The following is a 24,081-nucleotide window of genomic DNA, read 5'->3' as shown; positions in this document are numbered from 1 at the left end:
ATTATTATTACAAATTTAAATTGTTCCTATTAACTTTCTTCAGTCAAAAAATGATACAATCCTAAATCCAATTCATGTTCCAATCGAAGTGTAAATTCAACTAATTTGGTTGGCTTACCATCGCTGTTTTTTTCAACTATATCTTTTGCAGTAAGAATACGTGCGGAACCAAGATAGTAAAAATCCTTACCATCTACTCTATCGTTGTTAGATTTTCTCACGAACAACTGAATCATCCCAAAACCTTTATGTTTGAGAATCTCACTCTCAACTGTACTGGACATTGAACGTCCACTTTTAGAGAACAAAGGTAAGGTTGAACGATCCGAGAAGGTATTTTCATATACCATCTTATTTTGAACTTTCACAGTCTTCTTTAAAGATATGAAAACAGGAAGAAAACGTCCATCATCTCTTAAGCCGTAACCACCAATATTTATATAATTAGGCTCATTTTTCCAGTTCAACATCTTGATAATGTCAGGACGGAAATATTTTTCGCCAATGGTAAATCGATTACGATAGATTGCTGGATTTTGATGTACATCCCAAAGTTTTGCATCTAAAGCATCTTCAAAATATTTTCTAAACATTTGTAGTTGCAACATTTGTTGGAGTTCAGAAGTAAATTTCCATTTATCATCGATACGGTCAGTTAACACAACTTGGCCGTATTTTTTTTGTTTTACTTTTGAAAAGTAACTGAAGTCTAAGACAGAAGCCACATTGACCAAAGTTTCACTGTCACAGAAAATATTTTGAGATTGAAGTTCAGATAGAATTTCTTCGTCAGTTAAAGTATGCCGAAGTAACAATTGTTTCAAAATCCATGCTTCAACAGGACGTTTAGATACAGTGATTTCCGCAGAAATAAATTTTAAAAATGAATATTGTTCTTTAGTAAGTGAATCAGAAAGATTATCTTCAAATTTATTTTGCATGTCATAAACAGTCTTAAATTTATCAATTATATCGGGAACGTCAACACTGCCTAGTTTGGCAAAGTCTAATAACATAGGTGACCGTAAGCCAATTTTATCTTTAAGGCTTTGATAAGCAGCTTTGAAACGATTCATATCATTTAAACGAGCTTTTGAAACGGCTGCCAGAATTCGATTACGAGCTACTTCTTCAAAATGAATCGTGGAAACTCCAGAAATACTGGGGCTGACGATCTGTTTGAGGATTTTCTCTTTGTTGCTGGTATGAGAACGATCGAATGCCATTGGAATCATATAATTTTCATCATAATTACCGATAAAATCTAAAATTGTCACGAATTCCTTATGAACAAATTTACGTAATCCACGTCCTAATTGTTGTAGAAATATAATGCTGGATTTTGTGGGACGCATCATGACAATTTGATTGAGGATAGGAATATCCACGCCCTCATTAAAAATATCAACTGTGATGATGTATTGTAGTTTGCCGTCAGTCAATTCTCGAACAGCTTTTTCTCGAGCCTCGACCGTATCCTCAGCAGAAACAAATTGAGCGTTGATTCCTTTAGCGGTAAGCTTAACAGCCAATTCACGACCTTCAGCGACACGACTAACAAAAATTAATCCGTGTACATTATTGCCACGAGGACCGTAATAATTAGTTTTATCAATAATGTAATTTACACGTTCATCAGATACTAAATATTTCAAACTAGTTTTGTCATCGATAACTTCACCGTTTTTCTCATAGTCAGTTACACCGATGTAGTGGAAAGGTACGAGTAGGTCATTGTCTAATGAGTCTAATAGTGAAATTTCATAAGCCAGATGGTAGTCGAAATACTTGTAAACGTTGGTTCCATCGGTTCTTTCGGGAGTAGCCGTCATTCCCAACATGAATTGTGGTTGGTAAAAGTTCATCAAATGTTGGTACATGGATTCTTTTTCATCAGGCTGATTTTGGCTAACGCGATGAGCCTCGTCGATGATAATGTAGTCGAATGCAGCGGCTCCCAATTGTTCACGGACCGATTTTTTAGAAATCATGTTAACCGTTGCGAAAAGATAACGCGCAGTTACTTCTTTTTGATTACCGCTGAGAATACCATAGTCGTTATCAGACCCACCCAAAATTTCTTTGAAACTGGACATAGCTTTACGCAAAATTTGTTCCCGGTGAACGACAAATAATAGTCGCTTAGGATTAAACTGTTGGACATCAAAAGCGGCTAAATAAGTTTTACCAGTTCCGGTCGCCGCCACAACTAATCCCTTTTTAGCATGTTCGACATCTCGTAAATGTTTCAGAGCTTCCAAGGCTGGTTTCTGCATTTCGTTAGGAACAATTTTGTCTGCTGGTTTAATTTGTTTCTTATTTCGATAAGTTGAATAATTAGGTTGCCAATTTTGGCGGTAATCTTCTATCCATGATGGTGTCAAAGGAGCGGCTTGTTGCCAAAGATTATCTAGTTCATTTTTAACATTACGAATAACGTCACCACGTTCAGTTGAAGTGATACGCAGGTTCCATTCGAAATTCTTTTTCAAAGCGTTTTGCGTTAGATTGGAACTACCTATTAGGGCACTTTCGTAAGTGTCATGATTGAAATAGTAGGCCTTTGTATGGAAGCCATCTTGATCCAAAACTTTAACGTCGAGATTAGGGATTTGCAATAAATCGTCGAAGACATCCGGATTATTAAAGCCTAAGTAAGTTGAAGTGATAAGTTTTCCACGGACACCGTGTGTAGCGATGTCAGCCAGAATACTTTTAAGATCTAATAGACCACCCGAAGTAACGAAGGCTACGGCAATGGTAAAGGATTTGGCGTTACGTAATTCGTCTTCCAGAGTATCGAGCACGGTCCCATTTTGATTAGTTATCAATGCTGGTTGATAACGGGATAATGATTGTGTCGAGTTGTCGATGAAGCCAAAGTTTACGCCTTGGTTAATTTCATAATCAGCGTCCATATAATTTCACTTCCAATTTGTAATTGTTCTAATAGACAAGTATATCAGAGCGGTTAAATTTTATAGATGATTTGTGTACAATGAAAGGCAGAGGAAGTGTATTTTATGAATCAAAATGAGAACTCCCAAACCAATTATTTTATAATAGATTCCAGCTCTAGTATTGAACACAATGATGTGGATTTTAAATACTATAGCTATCAAAATCATAATAACAATCAGCTTCACAAAGGTGATCTGATCATTTATCGTCGTTCTGGCAGTGCTTCAGAATGGGGTAATGAATTTTACCTTTATGGTGCTGGAAAATTTGGTGAAGTTGTAAGACAAGATCCAGCTACTGGCAATGATATTGTCACAATTGAACAGCCTTATTTGTTTTCCCATCGTCTCATGAAACAAAATTTGCGTACTTTCGATTGGACATTTCGTAAATTCAAAGGCAAGTGGTCCAACTTCTTTAACATGAATGGTATCACCCAGATAAATGAGCATGATTACAGAGGTTTATTAGAGCGCCAGAAGAATATGGTATCTGAACCAGAATTGTCAGATGCTGAAGAACTATTGGCGGTGAAATGTTATCAGGCTGAGAAGAATGAATTGTACTTTATCAATGATGAGGCTAAGGGTGTAAAAACTTACAATGCGGTTCAAAAGTTCTTTGCGGATAAAGTAAAATTTAATTATCATTATAAATCGGCGGTGGCAGGTCCAGTGGATGAGGATGATTTAGTTGTAGCCAGAATTGTTCCTTGGTCAGCCAATAAGGAAATTCGTTTGGATCCACGTAATGGAATTAGTTTTACCAAAATGTTAGCTGAAGCCTTTACAGCAGGGTATTTTACCTTCAATGATAAAGGTCATATTGTTATTTCTGATGTTGCTGCATCGGATGCGGAAACCAATAAATTATTAAATAAATATAAGAATAGAAAAATACATATGAATTATCAATATTCTCCTAATAAAGAATATTTACAATATCACCGTGAACATGTCTTTAAAAAATAACCCTATTGACGAACACTGAAGTTCCTTGTATTATATGGACAACAACTTTTAATTAAGTCCAGTGAGACTTGGAAAGTGCAATCGCTTATGGGGAAACCCTAACTAACTTTCTTTGTCGCACTGGCAAGGGAAGTTTTTTTATATCTTGAATTTTTAATCAGATCCAGAGAGGTCTCAAAGGTTCAGTCTAAATAATCAATCTAAGACAAAACTTGAGGGATGCTGGATAAAGCATCCCTTTTTCTGTCTCAAATATTGTGAAAGTTTGGAGAATATTATGAAAAGATATCTAGTTTTTGAAGATGGTACATATTTTGAAGGTAAGGCCTTCGGTGGTGATGTTGAAACGATTGGTGAGTTAGTTTTCACAACCGGTATGAGTGGATACCAAGAAGCTATCACTGACCAATCTTACAACGGACAAATTATTAATTTTTGTACACCAATGATTGGTAATTACGGAATTTCTAAAAAATTTAACGAGTCACCTAAGTCATACATCAAAGGTGTTTTAGCTCGTGAAATTGCGGAAGTTGTCGGTAATTACCAAAGTGAAATGACTATCGATCAATTCCTGAAAGAAGAGAACATCCCCGGAATTCAAGGGATTGATACACGTGCCATCACTTTGAAAATTAGAAAGGCTGGAGCTTTAAAGGCAGCCATCGTTGACAATTTGAATTCAGGATTGATTGACCAAATTGCTGATTGGCAACTAGATCGAGCCCAGTTGAATAAAAGTATTGCGGAAACTTCACAAATATTTGCAGGCAAAGGTAAGCATGTCGTGATGCTAGATTACGGCTACAAACAAAGTATTGTCGATGAATTACAAAGACGTGACGTTAAAGTAACTGTTGTGCCAGGTAATACTTCAGTTGAGGATATCGAAAATTTAAAACCCGATGGAATTCTTTTGAGTAATGGACCTGGAGATCCAATCGATCACACCGATATTTTGGATAACATCGTGGAACTAGAGAAGAAATATCCAGTCTTTGGCATCTGTATGGGACACCAACTGCTATGTTTAGCCAATGGTGCGAAAACTTTTAAGATGAAATTTGGACATCGTGGTTTCAATCATCCGGTAAAAAATTTGGAAACAGGCAAAATTTATTTCACTTCTCAAAATCATGGGTATGCGGTTGATCCGGAATCCATCGCTAATACAGATTTAAAAGTGACCCAAGTTGAATTGAATGACCAAACAGTTGAAGGGGTTGAACATACTAAGTACAATGCCTTCTCAGTTCAATTCCATCCGGATGCAATGCCAGGACCACATGACGCCGACTTCATTTTTGATAAATTCTTGGAAAGACTAAACAAATAGCTGGAGGAAAAATTAATTATGCCAAAGAGAACAGACCTTAAAAAGATTATGATCATCGGTTCTGGTCCAATCATCATTGGACAAGCTGCCGAATTTGATTATTCAGGAACTCAAGCTTGTTTAGCTCTTAAAGAAGAAGGTTATGAAGTTGTTTTGATCAATTCCAATCCAGCTACGATCATGACTGACAAACATATCGCTGATAAAGTTTATATCGAGCCAATTACTTTGGAGTTCGTGGAAAAAGTTTTAGTTAAAGAACACCCAGATGCTATTCTACCAACCTTAGGTGGTCAAACCGGTTTGAATATGGCTGTCCAATTGCAAGAATCAGGAATTCTAGATCAATTAAATATCGAAATTATTGGAACTAAATTAAATACTATTAACGAAGCTGAAGATCGTGAAGAATTCAAACGCTTAATGCAGAAGTTACATGAACCAATTCCTGCTTCAAAGACAGCTTATACATATCAAGATGCGAAAGATTTCACTGACCAAATTGGCTTCCCTGTAATTATCAGACCGGCTTTCACAATGGGTGGAACTGGTGGTGGTGTTGCACATGACAATGCTGAATTAAAAGAAATCGTTGAACGTGGTTTGAAAGTTTCACCATCAACTGAATGTCTGATTGAACAAAGTATTGCCGGTTTTAAGGAAATTGAATTTGAAGTAATGCGTGACAGTGCGGACAATGCCTTAGCCGTTTGTCATATGGAAAACGTTGATCCGGTTGGAATTCATACCGGTGATTCAATCGTTGTTTCACCAATCCAAACCCTTTCAGATACTGAAGTTCAAAAATTACGTGACGTTTCACTAAAGATTATTCGCGCGCTAAAAATTGAAGGTGGTTGTAACGTTCAACTAGCTATCGATACTAAGACAAGTAACTATTACATTATTGAAGTAAATCCACGTGTCAGTCGTTCTTCAGCTTTGGCATCAAAAGCAACTGGTTATTCAATCGCCAAGATTGCTGCCAAAATTGCTGTCGGACTGACATTAGATGAAATCACTAATCCAATTACCGGTAAAACTTTTGCGCAATTCGAACCAGCCCTAGATTATGTTGTCTGCAAGATTCCACGTTGGCCATTTGATAAGTTTTCTAAAGCCGACCGTACAATTGGTACACAGATGAAGGCTACTGGTGAAGTAATGGCCTTGGGACGTAACTTTGAAGAAGCTCTTCAAAAAGCCGTTCGTTCTTTGGAAATTGATCAACACGATTTAATCATGGATTCGCTCAAAGACAAGTCTACTGAGGATTTGGAAACATACGTCCAAACACCCAAGGATGACCGTTTATTCTATTTAGCTGAATTGTTGCGTCGGGATGTTTCTTACGAAAAAATCAATCAACTAACAGCTATCAATCCTTTCTTCTTAGCCAAAATGAAGAATATCATTAACTTCGAAAAAGAATTGACGAATGGATCATTGACCAAGGAGATTGTAACCGAAGCTAAACGTCTAGGCTACTCGGATAAGACAATTGCCCGTCTGAATGGTTTGTCAGAAGATATTATCCGTACCTTCAGAATTCAAAGTGGAATTTTGCCAACTTATAAAACTGTAGATACTTGTGCCGGTGAATTTGAAGCCGAAACACCATACTTCTACAGTACTTATGAAACTGAAAATGAATCAGAAAAGATGTCTGATAAGTCAGTCCTAATCTTAGGTTCAGGTCCTATCCGAATTGGACAAGGAATCGAATTTGATTATTCAACGGTTCACTGTGTCAATGCAGTTCAACAAATGGGATACAAAGCAATCGTTATTAACAATAATCCTGAAACAGTTTCAACTGATTATTCAATTGCGGATAAGTTGTATTTCGAACCATTAACTTTAGAAGATGTCTTGAACGTCTGTGACTTGGAAAAACCAATTGGTGCTATCGTTCAATTTGGTGGTCAAACATCAGTTAACTTGGCCGAACCTTTGAAAGAAAATGGCATCAAGATTTTAGGTACACAAGTTGAAGATATCAACCGTGCGGAAGATCGCGATTTATTTGACCAAATTATTAAAAAATTAGAAATTCCTCAACCAATTGGTGGAACAGCTACTTCACCAGAAGGTGCATTACAAATTGCTCAAAAAATTGGTTATCCTGTCTTGATTCGCCCAAGTTACGTTTTAGGTGGCCGAGCAATGGAAATTATCAAGTCGGATGCTGAACTAAACAAGTACATGAAAGAAGCTGTCCATGTATCAAATAACCATCCAGTTTTAATCGATAGTTATTTAACTGGTCGTGAATGTGAAATTGATGCTCTAAGTGATGGTGAGAACGTCTTATTACCAGGTATCATCGAACATATCGAACGTTCTGGAGTTCACTCAGGAGATTCAATGGCCGTTTATCCTCCACAAAATATTCCTGATTCAGTCCAAGATCAAATTGTTGAATACGCTAAACGTTTAGCTAAAGAATTGCACTGTGTCGGTATCATGAATATTCAATTTGTTATTCACGATAATCAAGCCTACGTAATTGAAGTAAATCCACGTGCCAGTCGAACAGTTCCATTCCTAAGTAAAGTTACCGGAATTCAAATGGCAAGAATTGCTACTAAATTAATTTTAGGAGCCAACTTCAATACATTAGGATTAGAACCAGGACTAGCACCAGAGTCAAGATTGATTCATGTCAAAGCGCCAACATTCTCCTTCAATAAATTAAACGATGTTGATAGTGCCTTAGGACCAGAGATGAAATCAACCGGTGAAGTTATGGGATCAGGAATCGATTATACCGAAGCTTTGTATAAAGCCTTTGAAGCAACTAATCAACATATCAAAGATGCCGGAAATGTTTTAATCACCGTTAATGATACAGATAAAAAAGAAGCATCTACCTTAGCAAGAAGATTCGAAGAAGTGGGCTTCCAAGTACTAGCAACCAAAGGAACCGCCGACTATTTCAATAAATTAGGCATCAGAGCCAAAGCTGTACCAAAGGTGGGTGAGTCGGATAAAGACATTATCTATGACATCACACACAACAAAGTACAATTGTTGATCAATACAATCGGAGACAAACGAACACACACATCAGACGGATATATCATCAGACAAAATGCCGTCTTAAATTCAGTACCACTTTACACATCATTAGATACAGCCGACGCTATTTTAAGAGTGTTGGAGAAAAGATTTATCGGCGTAAACGCATTATAGAGAAAGAGAGCGAAGCAGGGGCGGTCAGCTCCCGAGGATTAAGACTACTATCTTAGTCGGCAACGAAGTGCCGGCAGAGATAGTTAACTTAACCAGAAGGAGTTGCCCCTGCGTAGCTCGTTTCGATAGAGAGTGTAGTAGGCCCGTTTAGATTCTGAGCATTTGCAGGACTTTGCGAATTGGCTGCGAAGCAGACAGTTTGTGAAGTCAGGCAAAGCACAGGAATCTGGCCTACGTAACTCGTTTCCACTATATTGCAAAGAACAATGGTTATTTAAGAATTGTCCAGAGCTAGCCAAAAAAATCCTCAAAATAATTCTCCCCAAAAATAAAAAGCCGTCCAGAAATGGGCGGCTTTTTTACATTACTTATTAACAATTTCAACCTTACTACGGCCATCACCAAGTTTCTTAATCAAAACCTGTTGACCAATAGTTTGTTTCATAGATTCAATATGACTGATAACACCGACCATGCGATTTTGACCGATGGTTTCCAAAGCAGTCATAGATTTTTCAAGGGTTTCATCATCAAGTGAACCGAATCCTTCATCAACAAATAAGGCATCAATTTGAACTCCATTAGAAGATGATTGAACGACTTCACTAAGTGAAAGGGCGATAGACAAGGCAGCAATAAAGGTTTCACCACCGGATAAAGTATCTGATGAACGAGATTTACCAGTTTCGTTATCAAAGATATTGATATCCAGGCCGTGATCACGCATTTTGTCGCTAGGATCAGCTGACAATTCAAAGGTATAACGGTTGTTAGAAAGTAAGTTGATAAAGTGATCGTTAGCGTAATTGAGAACTTTTTGAAGGTAATTCTGCACGACGTAAGTTTCTAACTTCAATTTACTGTCGTTGTTACCTTGGCCATTCACAATATTGTAGAGATCGGATAATTGACTGAATTTCTTCGCAAAATCACCTTGTTGCGCAATGATATCTTTAATACGTTTCAAGTTCTTGTCAGCATCTTGGAAAGTTCGTTTAGCATTGGCAACTTGAGAAATTAGTTCATCCTTTTTAGTTTGTAGACCAGTTAAAACTGTTCGAAGAGTTTCTAAATCAGGTTTTTCTTTGTTGGTTAATGCAGTAGATAATTCATTGATACGTTTTTCCAAACGAGTTTTTTCTTGTTTGTAGTTAGAAATTTTGATCTGTAATTCGGAAAGAACACCATCATTTATTTCAGCAATCCAAGTACGTAATACTTTGATGTCGTTAGTTTTAGCATCGGAGTCACTTAAAACTGAGTCGATATTCTCTTGTAATTTTTCAATGGCTACCTTTTGTTCGGCAGCTTGTTTTTCAACATCATCTAACTGCGTTTTATTGTTGGAATACTTAATTTGGCTATCTTGAGCCACTTTTTGTGTTTCTGTAACTTGTTCTTGATAGTCCTTAACGGCTGCATCTAAGGTTTTAATTTCTTGAGTGATTTCTTGGCTAGAACGGTTTTCATCGCCAAGTTTAGCAAGAGTTTGTTTGAGATCTTTTTGGTTGGCCTCTAAAGCTGATTTTTTGGTAGCCAAATCAAGTTTAAATTCATTTTGTTTATCAGCAATTTTCTGACTGTCCTTAGTCAATTTTTCAATTTCAGCAGTTAGTTTGTTGGCAGCAGCTAATTGTTCAGTAAGAGAGGCAATTTTTTTATCAAAAATTGATTTTGAAGCTGACAGATTGAATTCGGTAGCAAAGGTTAGTTCAGATTTATCAGTTAATTCTAAATAAGTCTCGTTTAATTTTTGGGTAGCAGTTTTAAGGTTATCCTGAGCTGCATTTAATTCAGTGGTTGTCTCAGAAATATTGTTATTAACTGTTTCAACTTCTTTTTGAGCTGAGGCAAATTGATTTTGTGATTTATCAACTTGTTCCATTGAAGCCTTTAATTCAGTTTCATCGGCATCGATAGTCTTAATCATGTGAGAATGATCGGTGGAACCACAGACAACACAAGGTTCTCCGTCGACCAGTTCTTTTTGAAGTTGAGCAATCATTAGAGCCTGACGATGACCTTTTTTCTCTTGAAAGTCAGCTTGATCCTGTTGAAGATTTTCTGTTTTCGACTGTAGTTGGGACTTTAATTCATCCAAATGAGTTTGGAGACGTTTAACTTCTTTTTGATTGTTAAGTTGAAGATTTTCAAGGGGAGTAAGAGTTTCGACAAAATCATCTTTTTCACGTGTTAAGGCATCCTTTTGTGTTTGGAGCTTGTCACCATCGATTAAAGATTCTTTTTTGGCATCAATTTGTGAAGTGATTTTTTGAAATTCTTCATTTTGTTCAGATAAATTTTTCTGTAAAACTAACAATTCAGGTTCTTGTTTAGTGATTTCCTTACGAATTCTTTCAATACGTTCAATGTCGGGAATCAGAATTGCTAACTTCTTACTTTGGTTTTCTTTTTGATCAAAATCATCTTTTTGAGCAATTAATTCCTCATTCTTAGTCGTAGCTGATTGGTAATCTTTTTGAGAGAGTTTCATTTGGACAGTTAATTTTTGACTTCTATCATTGGTCTTTTTCAACTCTTCATTTTTACTATCGAGATCACGTAAAGAATCCTTCAAATCGTCTGCCCATTGTAATTCTGAGACGTGTTGCTGCTGAGCAGAAATTTCGGATTCCTTATTGACGATATTCAATTGGTAATCATGTTTAGCAGTATCTAAGTCGGAGAATTGTTTGTCCAAATCTTTGGCATTTTGAAAATTTTTGTCGGCGGTTTGAACTTGTTTATTTAGTTCAGTAGCTTGTTTTTCTACCGAATTAAATTCGGTTTGACGTTTATTTACAAAACTTTCAAGTACGACAATTTTTTGTTCATCAGATTCATGACTTAGCTGTTCCTTTTCTTCATCGGTCCAATTATCTGAGTCTAACTGTGCGGCCAAATCAGTGGCAAAAGTTTCATTCTTTTTCTTGTCGGCAGAGTAGAGCTCCTTTAGTTTGCTGGCAAAATCAGAATAGAGTTGGGTGCCAAATATCTTTTTGAGAATGGCTTCTTTAGCATCAGTTTTGGATTTCAAAAATTTAGAGAAGTCGTTTTGTGGTAAGAGGATGATCTTTTTAAATTGTTCAGCCGAAAGATTGAGAATTCCAGCAATAGCAGTACCGACATCACTAGGTTTAGCAGCAATACTGTCAATTTCAGTACCGCCAACTTTATCCACAATGGCTAATTTGGCAATCGGTTTTTTATCCACAAGATTGTCACCGCGCTGACTTTTGAGCCACTGTTCCGGACGGCGAACGATACGATAGAGATTATTTCCCTGTTCAAAATAGAAAGTCACTTCGGTTGCCTTATCGTTGGGAGCAAATTGACTGCGCATTTCCCGAGCATCACGTCCATCGGTTGTAGTACTGCCAAAAAGGGCAAAGGTCATGGCATCAAAAATTGTTGATTTACCAGCACCTGTGTCACCACCAATAAGAAAAATCGGCGCTTCATCTAGTTTTCGAAAGTCGATACTGGAATTTTCATGGGGTCCGAAATAATTCATCTGTAAGTAAATAGGTTTCAAAATTATTTCTCCTTTCTTAAATCAACAAAAATTTTATCCACAATTTGTTTTTGAGTTTTAGATAGATCGTTTCCAGTTATGCTGTGGAAAAATTGATCAACTGTTTCATCAGGACTTAATTCACTAATGTTTTGCACAGTCTGATCTTGTTTATCTTGATAGATGTTCTCGTAATCGAGTTCAACAACAGTTCCGTAGATTTCTTGTAGTTGGGCACGAACATTAATGTGTTTGCTGCGATCGAAATTTTTCACGGTGATGGCAAACCAAGCATTATCAATTGGTTGTTGCTTATAAAAAGTGGGGTCGGTTAAAGTGTCCCAATCTTCCTCTAATACGATTAAATCAGTTTGAGGCTTGATTTCTTTGAAAGTATGAGTGATTTTGTCATTGTTGATTTCAACGATATCAACACCCTTACCTTTATTTTTAATACGGGCTTCTTTGACGTTAAATTTCACAGGACTACCAGAATATCGAATAGTTTCACTTGGAGAAGCAAAACGAGTGTGAATATGTCCCATCATGACGTAATCAAACATTTGAAATTGGTCAGCGGTCAAAGTGGCAAGCCCACCAACAGTTGAAGTAGTTTCGCTAGTTAACTCGATTTTATCTTCTTTGTTTGGTGTGACTGCAAAGTGAGTGATGAGTAAGTGTTTCTTATTAGGATCGAAATTTTTTTGCATGTCTGTTAAAACAAGATTCATGGCATCAACGATTGAGTGAATTTTTTGCGTGTCTTCTTCAGAGACGCCTTGTTGATGGTAGTAAGCTCGAACATCCATCGGATCAAAAAATGGCAACATGAAGATTTGAACTTCGGTAGTTTCAATTGGTTTGAAAGCCTCACTGACTAAAGTATTGAGATGAAAGTTGTTATATTCCATCCAATCACGGCCATAATTGAGGCGCTTGGCACCATCGTGATTTCCTGAGATAGCATAAATGGGTAGATGATGTTCAATATTGATTTCTTTAAACATTTCATTCAAAGTTGTGACAGCATCAACATTAGGAATAGCTCGGTCATAAATATCACCGGCAATAACAATACCGTCGACGTGTTCTTCTAAGGCGATGTTTAAAATTTGTTGAAAGGCGGCTTTTTGTTCATCGAGTAATGAGTAGCCATTTAAAGTCCGACCAATATGCCAGTCGGCAGTATGTAAAAGTTTCATAATTATTCCTCCATGAAGATTATGTTCTATTTCCTTTTTACGTCGAAAAATTGCTTTTATCAATATCAAATTACGAAAAAGATTTTTAATTCGTACTTGTCTTTTGGTCATTGTGAACGTAACAAGTATGTTGAAAAGCAATTAAACAATCGGAGGAAATATATGATGCATTTAATTTTACAGATTATTAGGTGGGGTTCATTGGCTCTTATAATTGTTACGTTTTATAACTTATATCGGAATTGGAATTTTGACCCAGAAGCGGAAGAATTGAAAGATAAAACAGCAGAAGAGCTCACCCAGGCCAAAGATAAATTTGAAAAGGATAGGGGGAGTCAGATCAGCGGAGCTATAGTAGCCGCATTAATGTTTGTTGGGATACCGTTTCTTTCAATATATACTAACACTGCCTCTATCGTTGATAATGAGTATAGTGTGACTGGAAAGAGGCCTTATAGTATTCATATTGTTTCGAAAAATCAGATGTACTATCGTTTTTCTAATGGTACGCAATGGCTTTACTACACGAGAAAAGGTGATACATTGTCAATTACGGATGATGATGTTCAAACTTTGTTTACTAATGGCGACACTATTTCGTCAGTTAAATTCAAATTGAGTGATAATAATAAGATTGCTAAGGAAACGGTTAAAGATCCGGTTTACGGTGATACTAAAGTTACTTTGAAATTGATTGAATAGGAGAGCAGGACAAAACGCGGTCAGCTTTTGAACATTAATGTAAATAAGGACGGTAACTCGATTTTGAGTTGCCGTCCTTATTTTGGATAGTTTTGTTCTGAATAACCATGGTTCCATGATGAATAGTGGAAACGAGCTACGCAGGGGCAACTCCTTCCGGTTAAGTCAACTTTCTCTGCCGGCGCTTCGCTACCGACTGAGAAAGTAGTCTTAATCCTCGGGAGCTAACCGCCTCTGCTTCGCTCTCTAATCATTTAGATTATAACGTAACTTCATATGTTCTGATCCCATTGTAACCATATCTCCGAGTAACTTGGTTTGTTTTTCAAAGGCTACATCGGCTAATTTCTTGTTGGCTTTTTCTAGATACTTTTCGGCATCATTTTGGTTAGCGATTTCTTTATCGGTATCATTTTGGATCTTACGATATGTACTCATAGCGTCTAGTTCATAATCATTTCTCATATCAACGTATAGATCGTAATCTGTATCACCTAATAGGGCAGTGGTACAGCTTAACCAGTACATATTGTTCATGTCAAACTTGCCTGTGGCATTTTTGTATTGTGCTGGGGTGTCTTTTACGTTGGCATAGAATGGAACTACGGTATTAAAGGTATTTGCACCGTATGCTAACCAGTGGATTCCGGCAATTTCTGCTGGAACGTTATTTCTAATTTGTAGAATATGTACGTCGTGGTTTCTGTTGATACCGATTGGTCTGAAGAGTTTCTTTTCGGCTTCGGTACCTGATCCATAAACGTCATACTTAGTGTTTTCAAAGTGTGAACTTAAAACAAATTTTACGTCTTCGATAGAAATCTTACGGTTAGCGTGGCAGATGAATGGTAAATCTTGATTCATTGGATCATCTGGTGTGTCATCGGGACTGAAGAATTTTTGTCCGGACCAAGCACGAGGATTGTTATAAACGGTATCTTTGACTGATGAACTACCTAAGATATGTCTTAAGTTATATTTGTCAAAGTCAGGATTCAAATTGTTTTGGTCAATGAGATCTTTCAAATCATCTGAACAAAGTGTGTCGGCTGAATCGAAATCGAAGTTGTCGATGTTCATGCGGTTAGGTGCAACGACATAAGCATCATCAGGGATACGAACGGCTGCCCAGTGGTGTCCACCAATTGTTTCTAACCACCAAACTTCTTCGTTATCAGCGAAAGAAATTCCGTTTGGTTCGTAAGTTCCGTATTTTTCTAGTAAAGCACCAAGACGTTTAACACCATCTTTAGCACTGTGAATGTATGGAAGAACTACAGTTACAAGGTCTTCTTCACCAAGTCCGTTTTCAACGAATGGATCTAATCCTAAGACACGTGAGTTAGTAGTAATAGTTTCAGTCGCTGACATAGCAATATTTTCACTATTAATTCCGGCAGCAGGCCAGATTCCGTTTGTCAAAATTGAGTTAGGAATTGAAGTGTAACGTAGAGGATTGTCAGGTAAAGCAACGTTTACTTTACTGATAACTGAGGTGTAGTCCTTAGGTTGATCTTCAGGGTTAACTACAACAAAACGTTGAGGGTCAAGTGCTTCGTGACCATCGTCATTTCTAGAAATAATTGTTGAACCGTCAATAGAAGCTTTTTTACCAACTAAAATTGATGTACATGAACCTTTAATACGTTTTTCCATTATTAAATCGCTCCCTTTATGGTTATTAATATCTTAATTATAACTGGTTTAATAATTGAAACCAAATGGACTAGTTATTAATTTGTGCATACGTATCATAATACTCATTAATGATTGTATGGGCGAAGGTTTTAATTTGATCAGATATCACTACTTCGGGTTTAACTAATAGGGAGTGAATCTGATAAATAAAATACTCTTTTAAGTACAGTTCTCCTTTTTCCAAACTTATCTGGTTAACTCTAACATTATCTAAAATTCCATGAATATTGATTTGATTTTGGAAGAGTAAGAATTCTGCGGAAACATCATTAATGATTAATTGTTGCTGTTGGGCAATCTGATAATATTTTTCCAAGGCCTGAAAGTATTCTTCGTAACCGTGACTGAATTGACGATACATTTGTGGATAAGTTTGTTTTAATTCAGTTTTGAATAATTCAGTGGTTGATCCCATTAATAAGAGGGAATTCAAAATAGTTGGCAGTAGATTCTCATCTTCAATTTTTGTGGGGATGGGATTTTTTTGTAGAAATTCTAAGTGTCGTTGAACGACCGATTGGACGATTTCATCTTTATTTTTAAAGTAGATATAGAGTTTAGCACGACTAATACCGGCCATTTTTGCTAAATCTACCATTGAAAAATTATCGAATCCTTGTATGAGAATAATATGGTTAAATTTGATAATTAGTTCTTCTTTTGGTGTCATGCAATAATACCTCCAAAAATAATTATATCATTTATTTGACGATATAGACACTTGATAGTATTATTTGTCTAAATTAAATAAACAGAGGACATAAATTATGAAAAAAGTAGTTGTAACAGGTGGTACAGGATTCGTCGCAGGATGGGTGATCGTCGATTTTCTCAATGCAGGATATGAGGTCAGTACCAGCGTGCGGTCAATGAAGAAGGCAGATCGTCTAGAAAAAGAAATTGCTGGAGCCGTTTCCAAGGATGAAATGAAGAATCTTAGTTTTTTTGAAGCTGATCTAACTAGTGACAAGAATTGGGTAGAAAGTATTAAAGGTGCTGATGGCGTGATCCACGTAGCTTCACCAATGGGGAATGGAACTCAAACTGTTGAAGAATTAGTTAACGTTGCTAAGAATGGAACACTTACAGTTCTAAAAGCAGCTAAAGAAGCTGGCGTTAAGCGAGTAGTAATGACTAGTTCACAGGCAGCGTCCACTCCTGAAAGTGGAAGTACCGCTGTTTTGGATGAGAGTTTTTGGACAGATGTTAAGAATCCAGATTTAGATCCTTATCGTATTTCAAAAGTTGAATCTGAAAAGGCTGCTTGGGAATATGTCAAAGAAGAGGGTATGGAATTGACAACAGTACTTCCAGGTGCAATCTTTGGACCAATCTTGTCAGATAAGGCAGTCAGTTCTAATCGAATTCTGTTACAGATGTTAAATGGATTGCCAATGACACCACATGTTCCGTTAGAAATTTCGGATGTTAGAGATTTAGCCAGGCTGCACCGATTAGCCTTTGAGAATCCCGTTGCTATTGGAAAAAGATACCTAGCTGCTTCTCAAGTATTACAGATGGCAGATGTAGAAAAGATTTATCAGACTAATTTCCCATATAAAAAAATTAAAATCAGAATGATGCCTAATACAGTGACTAAATTATTAGCGCGCTTCGTTCCTAGCTTGCGTGCATTAGTACCAATGTTGGATCGTAAATATCGTCATACGACTGCCGCTGCGGAAAATGATTTGGGCTGGACACAACATAAACCAGAAGAAACAGTCATGGATGCAGCTAAAACTTTGATTAAATTAGGACTTGATAAATAATTTTGAAAAAACAATTGACCTAGACCACACTCTAAGTACTATTGTTAAATCGTTGAGAAAAACGAAAGGAACTTAAAAACTCATGAAACAACTAAATATTGGTAACACAAATTGGAAAGCTTCAGCCGTTGCACTAGGAATTATGCGTATGGAAGCTTTATCAGCTAAAGATGCAGCTAAAACACTTGAAGCTGCTGTTGATAGTGGTATTAACTATATAGATTCAGCCGATATCTATGGCATGGGCAATTCCGAAAAAGTTTTCGGACAAGCTATGAAAGAAGCAAACATTTCACGTGATGATGTCTATATTCAATCAAAAGGTGGAATCGTCTTTGATCCAGCCCGCAGTCATGGAAGTTTTGTTTTCGGTAAAAGATATGATTTCTCAAAGAAGCATATTATTGAAGCCGTTGATGGAATTCTTGATAGAATGCAAATCGATTATCTAGATTCATTCCTATTACATCGTCCAGATCCATTGATGGAACCAGAAGAAGTAGCTGAAGCCTTTGACGAATTGCAAAGAGATGGAAAAGTAAGACACTTCGGTGTATCAAACTTCAATCCTCAACAATTCCAGATGTTGCAAGAAGCCGTTGATCAAAAGTTATTGATTAACCAATTACAATTTAGCATTGCTCACACAGGAATGATTGATTACGGAATGCACACAAATATGACCGATGCTCGTTCCATAAATCATGATGGAGGACTATTAGAATTCTCCAGAAGAATGGGAACAACAATACAAGCATGGTCACCATTCCAATATGGATGTTCGAAGGAACATTCATAGGCAGCGACAAGTTCCCAGAATTGAATGCTAAGTTACAAGAATTAGCAGATAAGTATGGGGTAAGTAAGAATGCCATAGCAGTAGCATGGATTTTAAGACACCCAGCAGGAATCCAAGTGTTGATAGGAACAATGAATCCAGAACACGTAATTGATAGTGCAAAAGGTGCCGATGTAGAGCTTACTAAACAAGAGTGGTATGACGTATACTTCGCAGCAGGAAATGACTTGCCTTAGAGAGCGGAGTAAGTCCGTTTAGATTCTGAGCATTTGCAGGACTTTGCGAATTGGCTGCGCAGCAGACAGTTCGTGAAGTCAGGCAAAGCACAGGAATCTGGCTTACGTAGCTCGTTTCCACTATAAAACATAGAACTATGGTTATCTAAAAACAGAACAATAGTTATCTAAATAAGAACATCAAAAAAACCGCTAAACTTCCCAAAAAAGGAAGTCTAGCGGTTTTTAATTTATTTAGGCAAATCAATCCCAGCACCAGTAATACCAGAAAGATATTTCTCCAACAAAATATTTCTAACATGGAATTGAGCACCTGGTTTGGTATAAGTAGCGACCTGAATAACCAAAGTGCCATCAGGTTGATTAGAGAATCCAACAATATAAGGCTTTTTAGTAATTTGCAATTTTTTCAAATCCAGATCCTGATTGATCTGATTAATGATTTTAGTGATTTCCTCAAAAGGAGCAGCACTAGAAACAGGGATTTCCATCAAGGCCTGCATATTATTACGGGATTTATTGCTGACAACGGTAATATTTCGATTAGGAATATAATTTAGCGTTCCATCAACACTTTGAATTTGAGTTGTTCGGATACCAACATAAGTGACTTGGCCTTCAACACTATTAACTGTAATCGTATCACCCACGCTGATTTGTTGTTCTAAAAGAATGAAAAAGCCATTGACCATATCGGAGACGAATCCTTGAGCACCAAGACCAATAGCCAAACTGAAGATTCCGGCACCGGCAATTAATGTACCGACAGGAATTCCAATGGCTGATAGTAGGGCATAGATCCAAAAGAACATCAGGATATATTTAAAGATGTTGAGGGCTAAAGTGTAAATGGTGTCTAATTTCTTTGGTGAGATACCACGCTTATAATTACGCAGTCCCGTTTTAAAAATATGACGAATGATTTTCTTACCAATCCAGTTAATCAAAAGTAAGACAACTGTTAACAAGACTAATTGGAAAACAACCGAGATTACATGTTGTAATAGGGACTCCCAATCGACCTTCAGAAAAACTTTTTTAATAAGAGTATTTAAGTTAAGGGATGTATTCAAAATTTCCGTTCCTTTCAAAAAAGTAGCTGAAATAATGATAGCATAAACAAAAAGACAGCTAAACCGATTGGCTAGGCTGTCCTCTTATTAATTTAAGTAACTTTTGGGAACGAAATCTTCAACTGCGACGTATAACTTGTCGGACAATTCCTTGTATAATTCGTGTTCTCCAGTTTGTAAGGTAAAGTTCAAATTGTCGCAAGATTCGATTAACTTAATTGCGGCTGCAATCTTTAAGTCATCGTGGGAATAGTCGATATTGCTGTTTCCCGTAATAGAGATATCTAATGTAGGTTCTTCTTTTCCTAAAGTGTAGTCTTGAATGTTTTCTGTGATCAAAAATATGTACCCTCAGTCTTTGGATTTCATTGGATATACAAGATAACACAGAATTAGTTATATTTATAGATAAGTATACGGATCGTAAATATTAAGTTATAAATATTGATATATCAAGGATGCTTGTAACTCTAGCTTTTAATTCTGTCACTATATCGGTATAACTAATGGAAAAAGGAGCTGAAGGAATGGACTTTGGATCACAAATAAAGAAGTTACGTACCAGTAGAAAATTAACTCAAGAACAACTAGCTCAGAAATTGAATGTTTCACGACAAACAATTTCTAGTTGGGAGAATAACCGTAATTTACCTGATTTGGAAATGGTCGTTATGATTGCTAAAACGTTCCAATTATCGTTAGACCGATTAATTCTGGGCGATCCAACGATGACGACAAAATTAATGAATGATAGTAGTGAGGTTAGAAAAATGCGGATCAATCTATATGCAACGATAATTATGATATTAACTGGGATCGGTTGTTTCTTGTTGTCTACGATGATCGGTTCAACAATTGACAGTAACGGCGTTTTACATGAGCCATTCTTCTTGATTCCCATAGGATATCTATTCTTACTAATGGGATTGATCAGTGGATTTATCTACTTGTTTAGAAAATTGCGTAAACAAAGTTAAGATATTTCACTACGTAAAATTTGTTCCATAGTTTTATTGTGGGCCAGCTCATCGACTAGTTTGTCCAAGTAACGAATCTCTTGAACTAAGGGATCTTGGATATTCTCAACGTGGATGCCGAAGATGGTTCCTTTGATTAAAGCAGTATTTTCGTTTATGTGTGGAGCACTTTGGAAAAAATTTGCTAGTGTTGCACCTGTTTCGATTTGTTCCGATAATGATTGATCGTTATAACCAGTTAACCAATAGATTATCTGATTGACTTCGGATTGTGAATGACCCTTGCGCTCAACTTTTTGGATATAAAGTGGGTAGAGATCTCGAAATGCCATTTGGGTTATGTCTTTCTTCTTCATATATACCTCCGTTAACCTTTTTAGTTAGTGTAACAAAATAAAGTCAGTTACCACCTGTACTTTGATTTAGTATGGTAAAGTAGGTTTACTTAGATTAGATAATAGAAGGGAAACAACAATATGACATATCCACAATTGGATTTAGAAAATGCCACAGGCAGTGTAGCAACAATTAAAACGAATCACGGAGTAATCAAAATTCAACTATTTGATGAATTAGTTCCTAAGACAGTTAAGAATTTCATTGAATTAGCTCAAAAGGGTTACTACAACGGAATTATCTTCCATCGTGTTATTCCTGATTTCATGATTCAAGGTGGAGACCCAACTGGTACTGGTGCCGGTGGTGAAAGTATTTATGGTAAGAGTTTTGAGGATGAATTCAGCGACCAACTATATAATTTGACTGGTGCTTTATCAATGGCTAATGCTGGTCCTAATACTAACGGTAGTCAATTTTTTATCGTTTCAAACGAAAATATGCCTAAACGTATGGTTAAAGAAATGGCCGGTGCTGGTTATCCTGAAGAAATTATCACTGCTTATAAGAACGGTGGTACACCTTGGCTAGATCATCGTCACACTGTTTTTGGACAAGTTATTGAAGGCATGGATGTTGTTCAAGAAATCAGTCGTGCTAAACGTGATGGTAATGATAAACCTAAAGAAGACATCGTTATGGAAAGTGTTGAAATCAGTAAGTAGTAGAATTCGTTTCTTGAAGATATGAAGCAGTTAATTCCTGATAAGTATTTTTAAAATAAGAATTTTTGAGAAAAACTAGATTAATGGGATGTTCAATTTTGAACCCTGGAAAATCTAGTTTTTTTAATTGTCCATTTTTAATCTCCGAGGTGACGAGTGATTCATAGATGAAAGTGACACCGGAAATCTGTTTTAGCAGTTCAAGAATGGTATTAGGACTGGCAATCTCCATCACTTTATTGAAGTCGTTGATTTTATAGTTTTGAGTAGCTAACCAATTTTCGAAAATATTGCGGCTACCGGAACCGGGTTCTCGGATTAAGAGAGTTTGATTGAAAAGGTCTTCAATGGTTGAAATGTTAAGTTGCTGATGAGAAATACAGACGAAGTTCTCTTTTTGTAAGAAGAAAGAATCGAATTCATCAGTATCAAAGTTTCCCTCAACTAATCCAAAATCAATTTTGCCATCACGGATATTTTGTAAGATATGGTCGGTATTCTTGATCTCGGTAGTCGATATTTGGATTTTATTACTTAGATGATTTAAAAATTTTGGTAGTAGTGTTGAACTAAGCGAAAGAGTACACCCCATATTGAATTTGGCGGGTGTTTTTAAAGAGTTAAGGACTTTTTGACTTTCGAATTCGACTTGTTTAGCATAATCAGCTAATTTCTGACCGATATCGGTTAAGTGAATACGATTGTGATCACGGATGACTAAGGAAAGATTCAATTCATTTTCCAATGAAGTTATTTGTTGAGAAACAGCTGGTTGAGTAATAAATAGTGTTTCAGCCGTTTTAGTGAATGAATTGGTGTCAGCCAATACGACGAGTGTTTGATAACGTTTATCTAACATAATTGCTCCTATAATAAATTTTGCTTATGCAAATGTAATAAATACTAATTTTTACTTATGATAGTTCTATATTATCCTCTTAAACAGGGAGGATTAACTTATGTATTTAAAATTTTTTGAAAAAAGCTTCTATTATGCGTTTTTTATGACCTTATTGTGTTCAATTGTTGGTAGCTTCTTAGGCGGCTTACCATATTTAACAGTGATCGGCGCATTAGTGCTTTCACTGATATTAGGGATGTTGTTTCAATTCTATCGTCCAGCAATTCAAAAAGCTGAGAGCGGAATCGGCTTCATTTCTAACAAATTTCTTCGATTAGGAATCATCTTGTTAGGATTCAAACTGAATTTAATTGATTTAGCCCATGCTGGTGTGAAAACAATTCTTTTTGCAATGGTGATTGTTAGCGGAATGGTTGTCTTGACATATAACATTGCTAGAAAGTTCGGAGTCAGTAAACGATTAGCTATTTTGACTGCTAGTGGAACTAGTATTTGTGGGGCGGCAGCTGTAATGGGTATCTCACCTCAAATCAAAGTTTCCAAAGATCAAGAGGCTGATAAACATAATGATGAAGTATTGGCTGTAGCAATTGTCGCCATTTTAGGAACAGTCTTTACTTTAATCGAAATTGCTATTAAGCCATTGTTGCATATGACATCAATGCAGTTTGGAGTTATGGCTGGAGGATCACTGCATGAAATAGCTCATGCGATTGCAACAGGTAGTGCCGGTGGACCAGTTAGTTTGAGTGCTGCAATCATAACTAAATTATCTCGAGTCTTACTATTAGCACCAGCTGCTTTGATAATAGGTATTTGGTATCAACACCAGGATAAAACTAATGAGGGTGAAAAAGGTAAATTGCCGATACCTTGGTTTATGGCAGGATTTTTATTGGCTAGTGTTATTGGTACTTTTGTTCCTATGTCTAGCGCTTTGTTGAACCAGTTAGTTAAGTTAGCTTATCTAGTACTAGGGATGGCAATGGCTGCTTTAGGGATGAGTGTTAATTTCAAGGCTTTCTTGAGTAGTGGACGTAATGCTGTTTTAGCCGCTTTGTCTGCATCAGTAGTTTTACTGACATTTACAATCATAGTTAGTAAGATGTTCTTCTAAAATGCTTCACTTTTCCTATGGAAGGGTGGGCTTTTTTGTTTGTTTTGAGAGAAGACGCAAAGTCAATGGACATGTTTGGCAATCGTGGTATAGTAATAAACATAAAAGTCATATTGAAGTTATATTCGTTAACTATAGGAAGAAACTGAATTGTTTTTAACTGATTAACAAAAAATAATAAAAAAGGGTTGCAACGTCGTAACTGAACGGGTAATATATATCTTGTTGTTGCGACAGAGCAATGGAATCAACGCTTTGAAGCTTTATTGCTTCTCCGTTGATTCCAAATTATTTTAAAGAAGTGCTTGACATGTTCTTGTTACTTCGATATGATAATTAAGTTGTCTGTTAGATGACTCCTAACCGGTTATCAATTCGTTGATAATTAGTTAGAAAAATTATTTTAAAAAGCTCTTGACAAGTTATTGTCTCCTTGATAAAATAATTAAGTCGCTGATGAGCGTAAGCGCTTAATCAGCTGGTAGACCTTTGAAAACTGAACAAAGTTTTAACACTAAAATTGTGTAGGCCAACATTTATTTGTTGGATTTACAACGAAGTCAATTCGCTAGTATTTTTATTTATGAGTCACAAACTTTTAATAT

At 36.5% G+C, this 24,081-nt stretch carries 17 protein-coding genes and 1 pseudogene; 9 read left to right on the top strand and 9 right to left on the bottom strand.

Annotated features, from left to right (window positions below; all coding sequences use genetic code 11):
• Positions 1-29: 29 nt before the first annotated feature.
• Positions 30-2,918, bottom strand: a complete 2,889-nt coding sequence (locus tag LKACC16343_RS08210) for a DEAD/DEAH box helicase (protein WP_056951238.1) — start codon at positions 2,916-2,918, stop codon at positions 30-32.
• Between the two features lie 105 nt (positions 2,919-3,023).
• Between LKACC16343_RS08210 and LKACC16343_RS08205 the strand changes: the two genes are divergently transcribed.
• From LKACC16343_RS08205 to carB, 3 genes are all read left to right on the top strand, one after another.
• Entirely contained in the window at positions 3,024-3,932 is a 909-nt protein-coding gene (locus tag LKACC16343_RS08205) for an HNH endonuclease (RefSeq protein ID WP_056951239.1), read from the top strand.
• A gap of 277 nt (positions 3,933-4,209) precedes the next feature.
• Positions 4,210-5,268: a carbamoyl phosphate synthase small subunit gene (locus tag LKACC16343_RS08200; protein ID WP_056951241.1), complete on the top strand. Its 1,059-nt coding sequence runs from the start codon at positions 4,210-4,212 to the stop codon at positions 5,266-5,268.
• Positions 5,269-5,286: 18 nt separating this feature from the next.
• Entirely contained in the window at positions 5,287-8,463 is a 3,177-nt protein-coding gene (gene carB / locus LKACC16343_RS08195) for a carbamoyl-phosphate synthase large subunit (protein ID WP_056951243.1), read from the top strand.
• A gap of 364 nt (positions 8,464-8,827) precedes the next feature.
• Here carB and LKACC16343_RS08190 read toward each other — a convergent pair whose 3' ends face one another.
• Together LKACC16343_RS08190 and LKACC16343_RS08185 are read right to left on the bottom strand one after the other, a co-directional pair.
• Positions 8,828-11,998, bottom strand: a complete 3,171-nt coding sequence (locus tag LKACC16343_RS08190) for an AAA family ATPase (protein ID WP_056951246.1) — start codon at positions 11,996-11,998, stop codon at positions 8,828-8,830.
• Between the two features lie 2 nt (positions 11,999-12,000).
• Positions 12,001-13,179 (bottom strand): exonuclease SbcCD subunit D, encoded by a 1,179-nt coding sequence (locus tag LKACC16343_RS08185; protein WP_056951248.1) that lies wholly within the window; start codon positions 13,177-13,179, stop codon positions 12,001-12,003.
• Positions 13,180-13,341: 162 nt separating this feature from the next.
• On the opposite strand from LKACC16343_RS08185, the gene LKACC16343_RS08180 reads away from it, so the two are divergent.
• Positions 13,342-13,881, top strand: coding sequence for a hypothetical protein (locus tag LKACC16343_RS08180; protein WP_056951250.1), 540 nt, complete (start codon positions 13,342-13,344; stop codon positions 13,879-13,881).
• Between the two features lie 246 nt (positions 13,882-14,127).
• Here the strand turns inward: LKACC16343_RS08180 and LKACC16343_RS08175 are convergent, their stop codons facing one another.
• Both LKACC16343_RS08175 and LKACC16343_RS08170 read right to left on the bottom strand, forming a co-directional pair.
• Positions 14,128-15,537, bottom strand: a complete 1,410-nt coding sequence (locus LKACC16343_RS08175) for a C69 family dipeptidase (protein ID WP_056951252.1) — start codon at positions 15,535-15,537, stop codon at positions 14,128-14,130.
• 70 nt (positions 15,538-15,607) lie between these two features.
• Entirely contained in the window at positions 15,608-16,249 is a 642-nt protein-coding gene (locus LKACC16343_RS08170; protein WP_056951254.1) for a TetR/AcrR family transcriptional regulator, read from the bottom strand.
• Positions 16,250-16,346: 97 nt separating this feature from the next.
• Here LKACC16343_RS08170 and LKACC16343_RS08165 point away from each other — a divergent pair, with 97 nt between their 5' ends.
• Positions 16,347-17,351 carry an NAD-dependent epimerase/dehydratase family protein gene (locus LKACC16343_RS08165; RefSeq protein ID WP_056951257.1) on the top strand — a complete coding sequence of 335 codons (1,005 nt, stop codon included), beginning with the start codon at positions 16,347-16,349 and terminating at the stop codon, positions 17,349-17,351.
• An 82-nt stretch (positions 17,352-17,433) separates the two neighbouring features.
• Positions 17,434-18,386 (top strand): annotated as a pseudogene (locus LKACC16343_RS08160) (aldo/keto reductase).
• Positions 18,387-18,616: 230 nt separating this feature from the next.
• Here LKACC16343_RS08160 and LKACC16343_RS08155 read toward each other — a convergent pair.
• On the bottom strand, positions 18,617-19,459 hold the full coding sequence (locus LKACC16343_RS08155; RefSeq protein WP_056951259.1) for a mechanosensitive ion channel family protein: 843 nt from the start codon (positions 19,457-19,459) through the stop codon (positions 18,617-18,619).
• Positions 19,460-19,546: 87 nt separating this feature from the next.
• Positions 19,547-19,798, bottom strand: a complete 252-nt coding sequence (locus LKACC16343_RS08150; RefSeq protein ID WP_056951260.1) for a hypothetical protein — start codon at positions 19,796-19,798, stop codon at positions 19,547-19,549.
• A gap of 188 nt (positions 19,799-19,986) precedes the next feature.
• On the opposite strand from LKACC16343_RS08150, the gene LKACC16343_RS08145 reads away from it, so the two are divergent.
• On the top strand, positions 19,987-20,436 hold the full coding sequence (locus tag LKACC16343_RS08145) for a DUF3955 domain-containing protein (protein WP_056951262.1): 450 nt from the start codon (positions 19,987-19,989) through the stop codon (positions 20,434-20,436).
• Here the strand turns inward: LKACC16343_RS08145 and LKACC16343_RS08140 are convergent.
• Positions 20,433-20,792, bottom strand: a complete 360-nt coding sequence (locus tag LKACC16343_RS08140; protein ID WP_056951264.1) for a DUF2200 domain-containing protein — start codon at positions 20,790-20,792, stop codon at positions 20,433-20,435. The genes LKACC16343_RS08145 and LKACC16343_RS08140 overlap by 4 nt on opposite strands.
• Before the next feature lie 120 nt (positions 20,793-20,912).
• Here LKACC16343_RS08140 and LKACC16343_RS08135 point away from each other — a divergent pair, with 120 nt between their 5' ends.
• Complete coding sequence (locus tag LKACC16343_RS08135) at positions 20,913-21,497, top strand: peptidylprolyl isomerase (RefSeq protein WP_056951266.1); 585 nt, start codon at positions 20,913-20,915, stop codon at positions 21,495-21,497.
• On the opposite strand, the gene LKACC16343_RS08130 is transcribed toward LKACC16343_RS08135, so the two are convergent.
• Positions 21,487-22,356 (bottom strand): LysR family transcriptional regulator, encoded by an 870-nt coding sequence (locus tag LKACC16343_RS08130; protein WP_056951267.1) that lies wholly within the window; start codon positions 22,354-22,356, stop codon positions 21,487-21,489. The genes LKACC16343_RS08135 and LKACC16343_RS08130 overlap by 11 nt on opposite strands.
• Positions 22,357-22,456: 100 nt before the next feature.
• Between LKACC16343_RS08130 and LKACC16343_RS08125 the strand changes: the two genes are divergently transcribed.
• Positions 22,457-23,476, top strand: coding sequence for a YeiH family protein (locus tag LKACC16343_RS08125; RefSeq protein ID WP_056951269.1), 1,020 nt, complete (start codon positions 22,457-22,459; stop codon positions 23,474-23,476).
• Positions 23,477-24,081: the final 605 nt, after the last annotated feature.

Origin of the sequence: Companilactobacillus bobalius (assembly GCF_002179915.1) — a bacterium.
Classification (GTDB): Bacteria; Bacillota; Bacilli; order Lactobacillales; family Lactobacillaceae; genus Companilactobacillus; species Companilactobacillus bobalius.
This window is presented reverse-complemented; position numbering and strand designations above follow the sequence as displayed.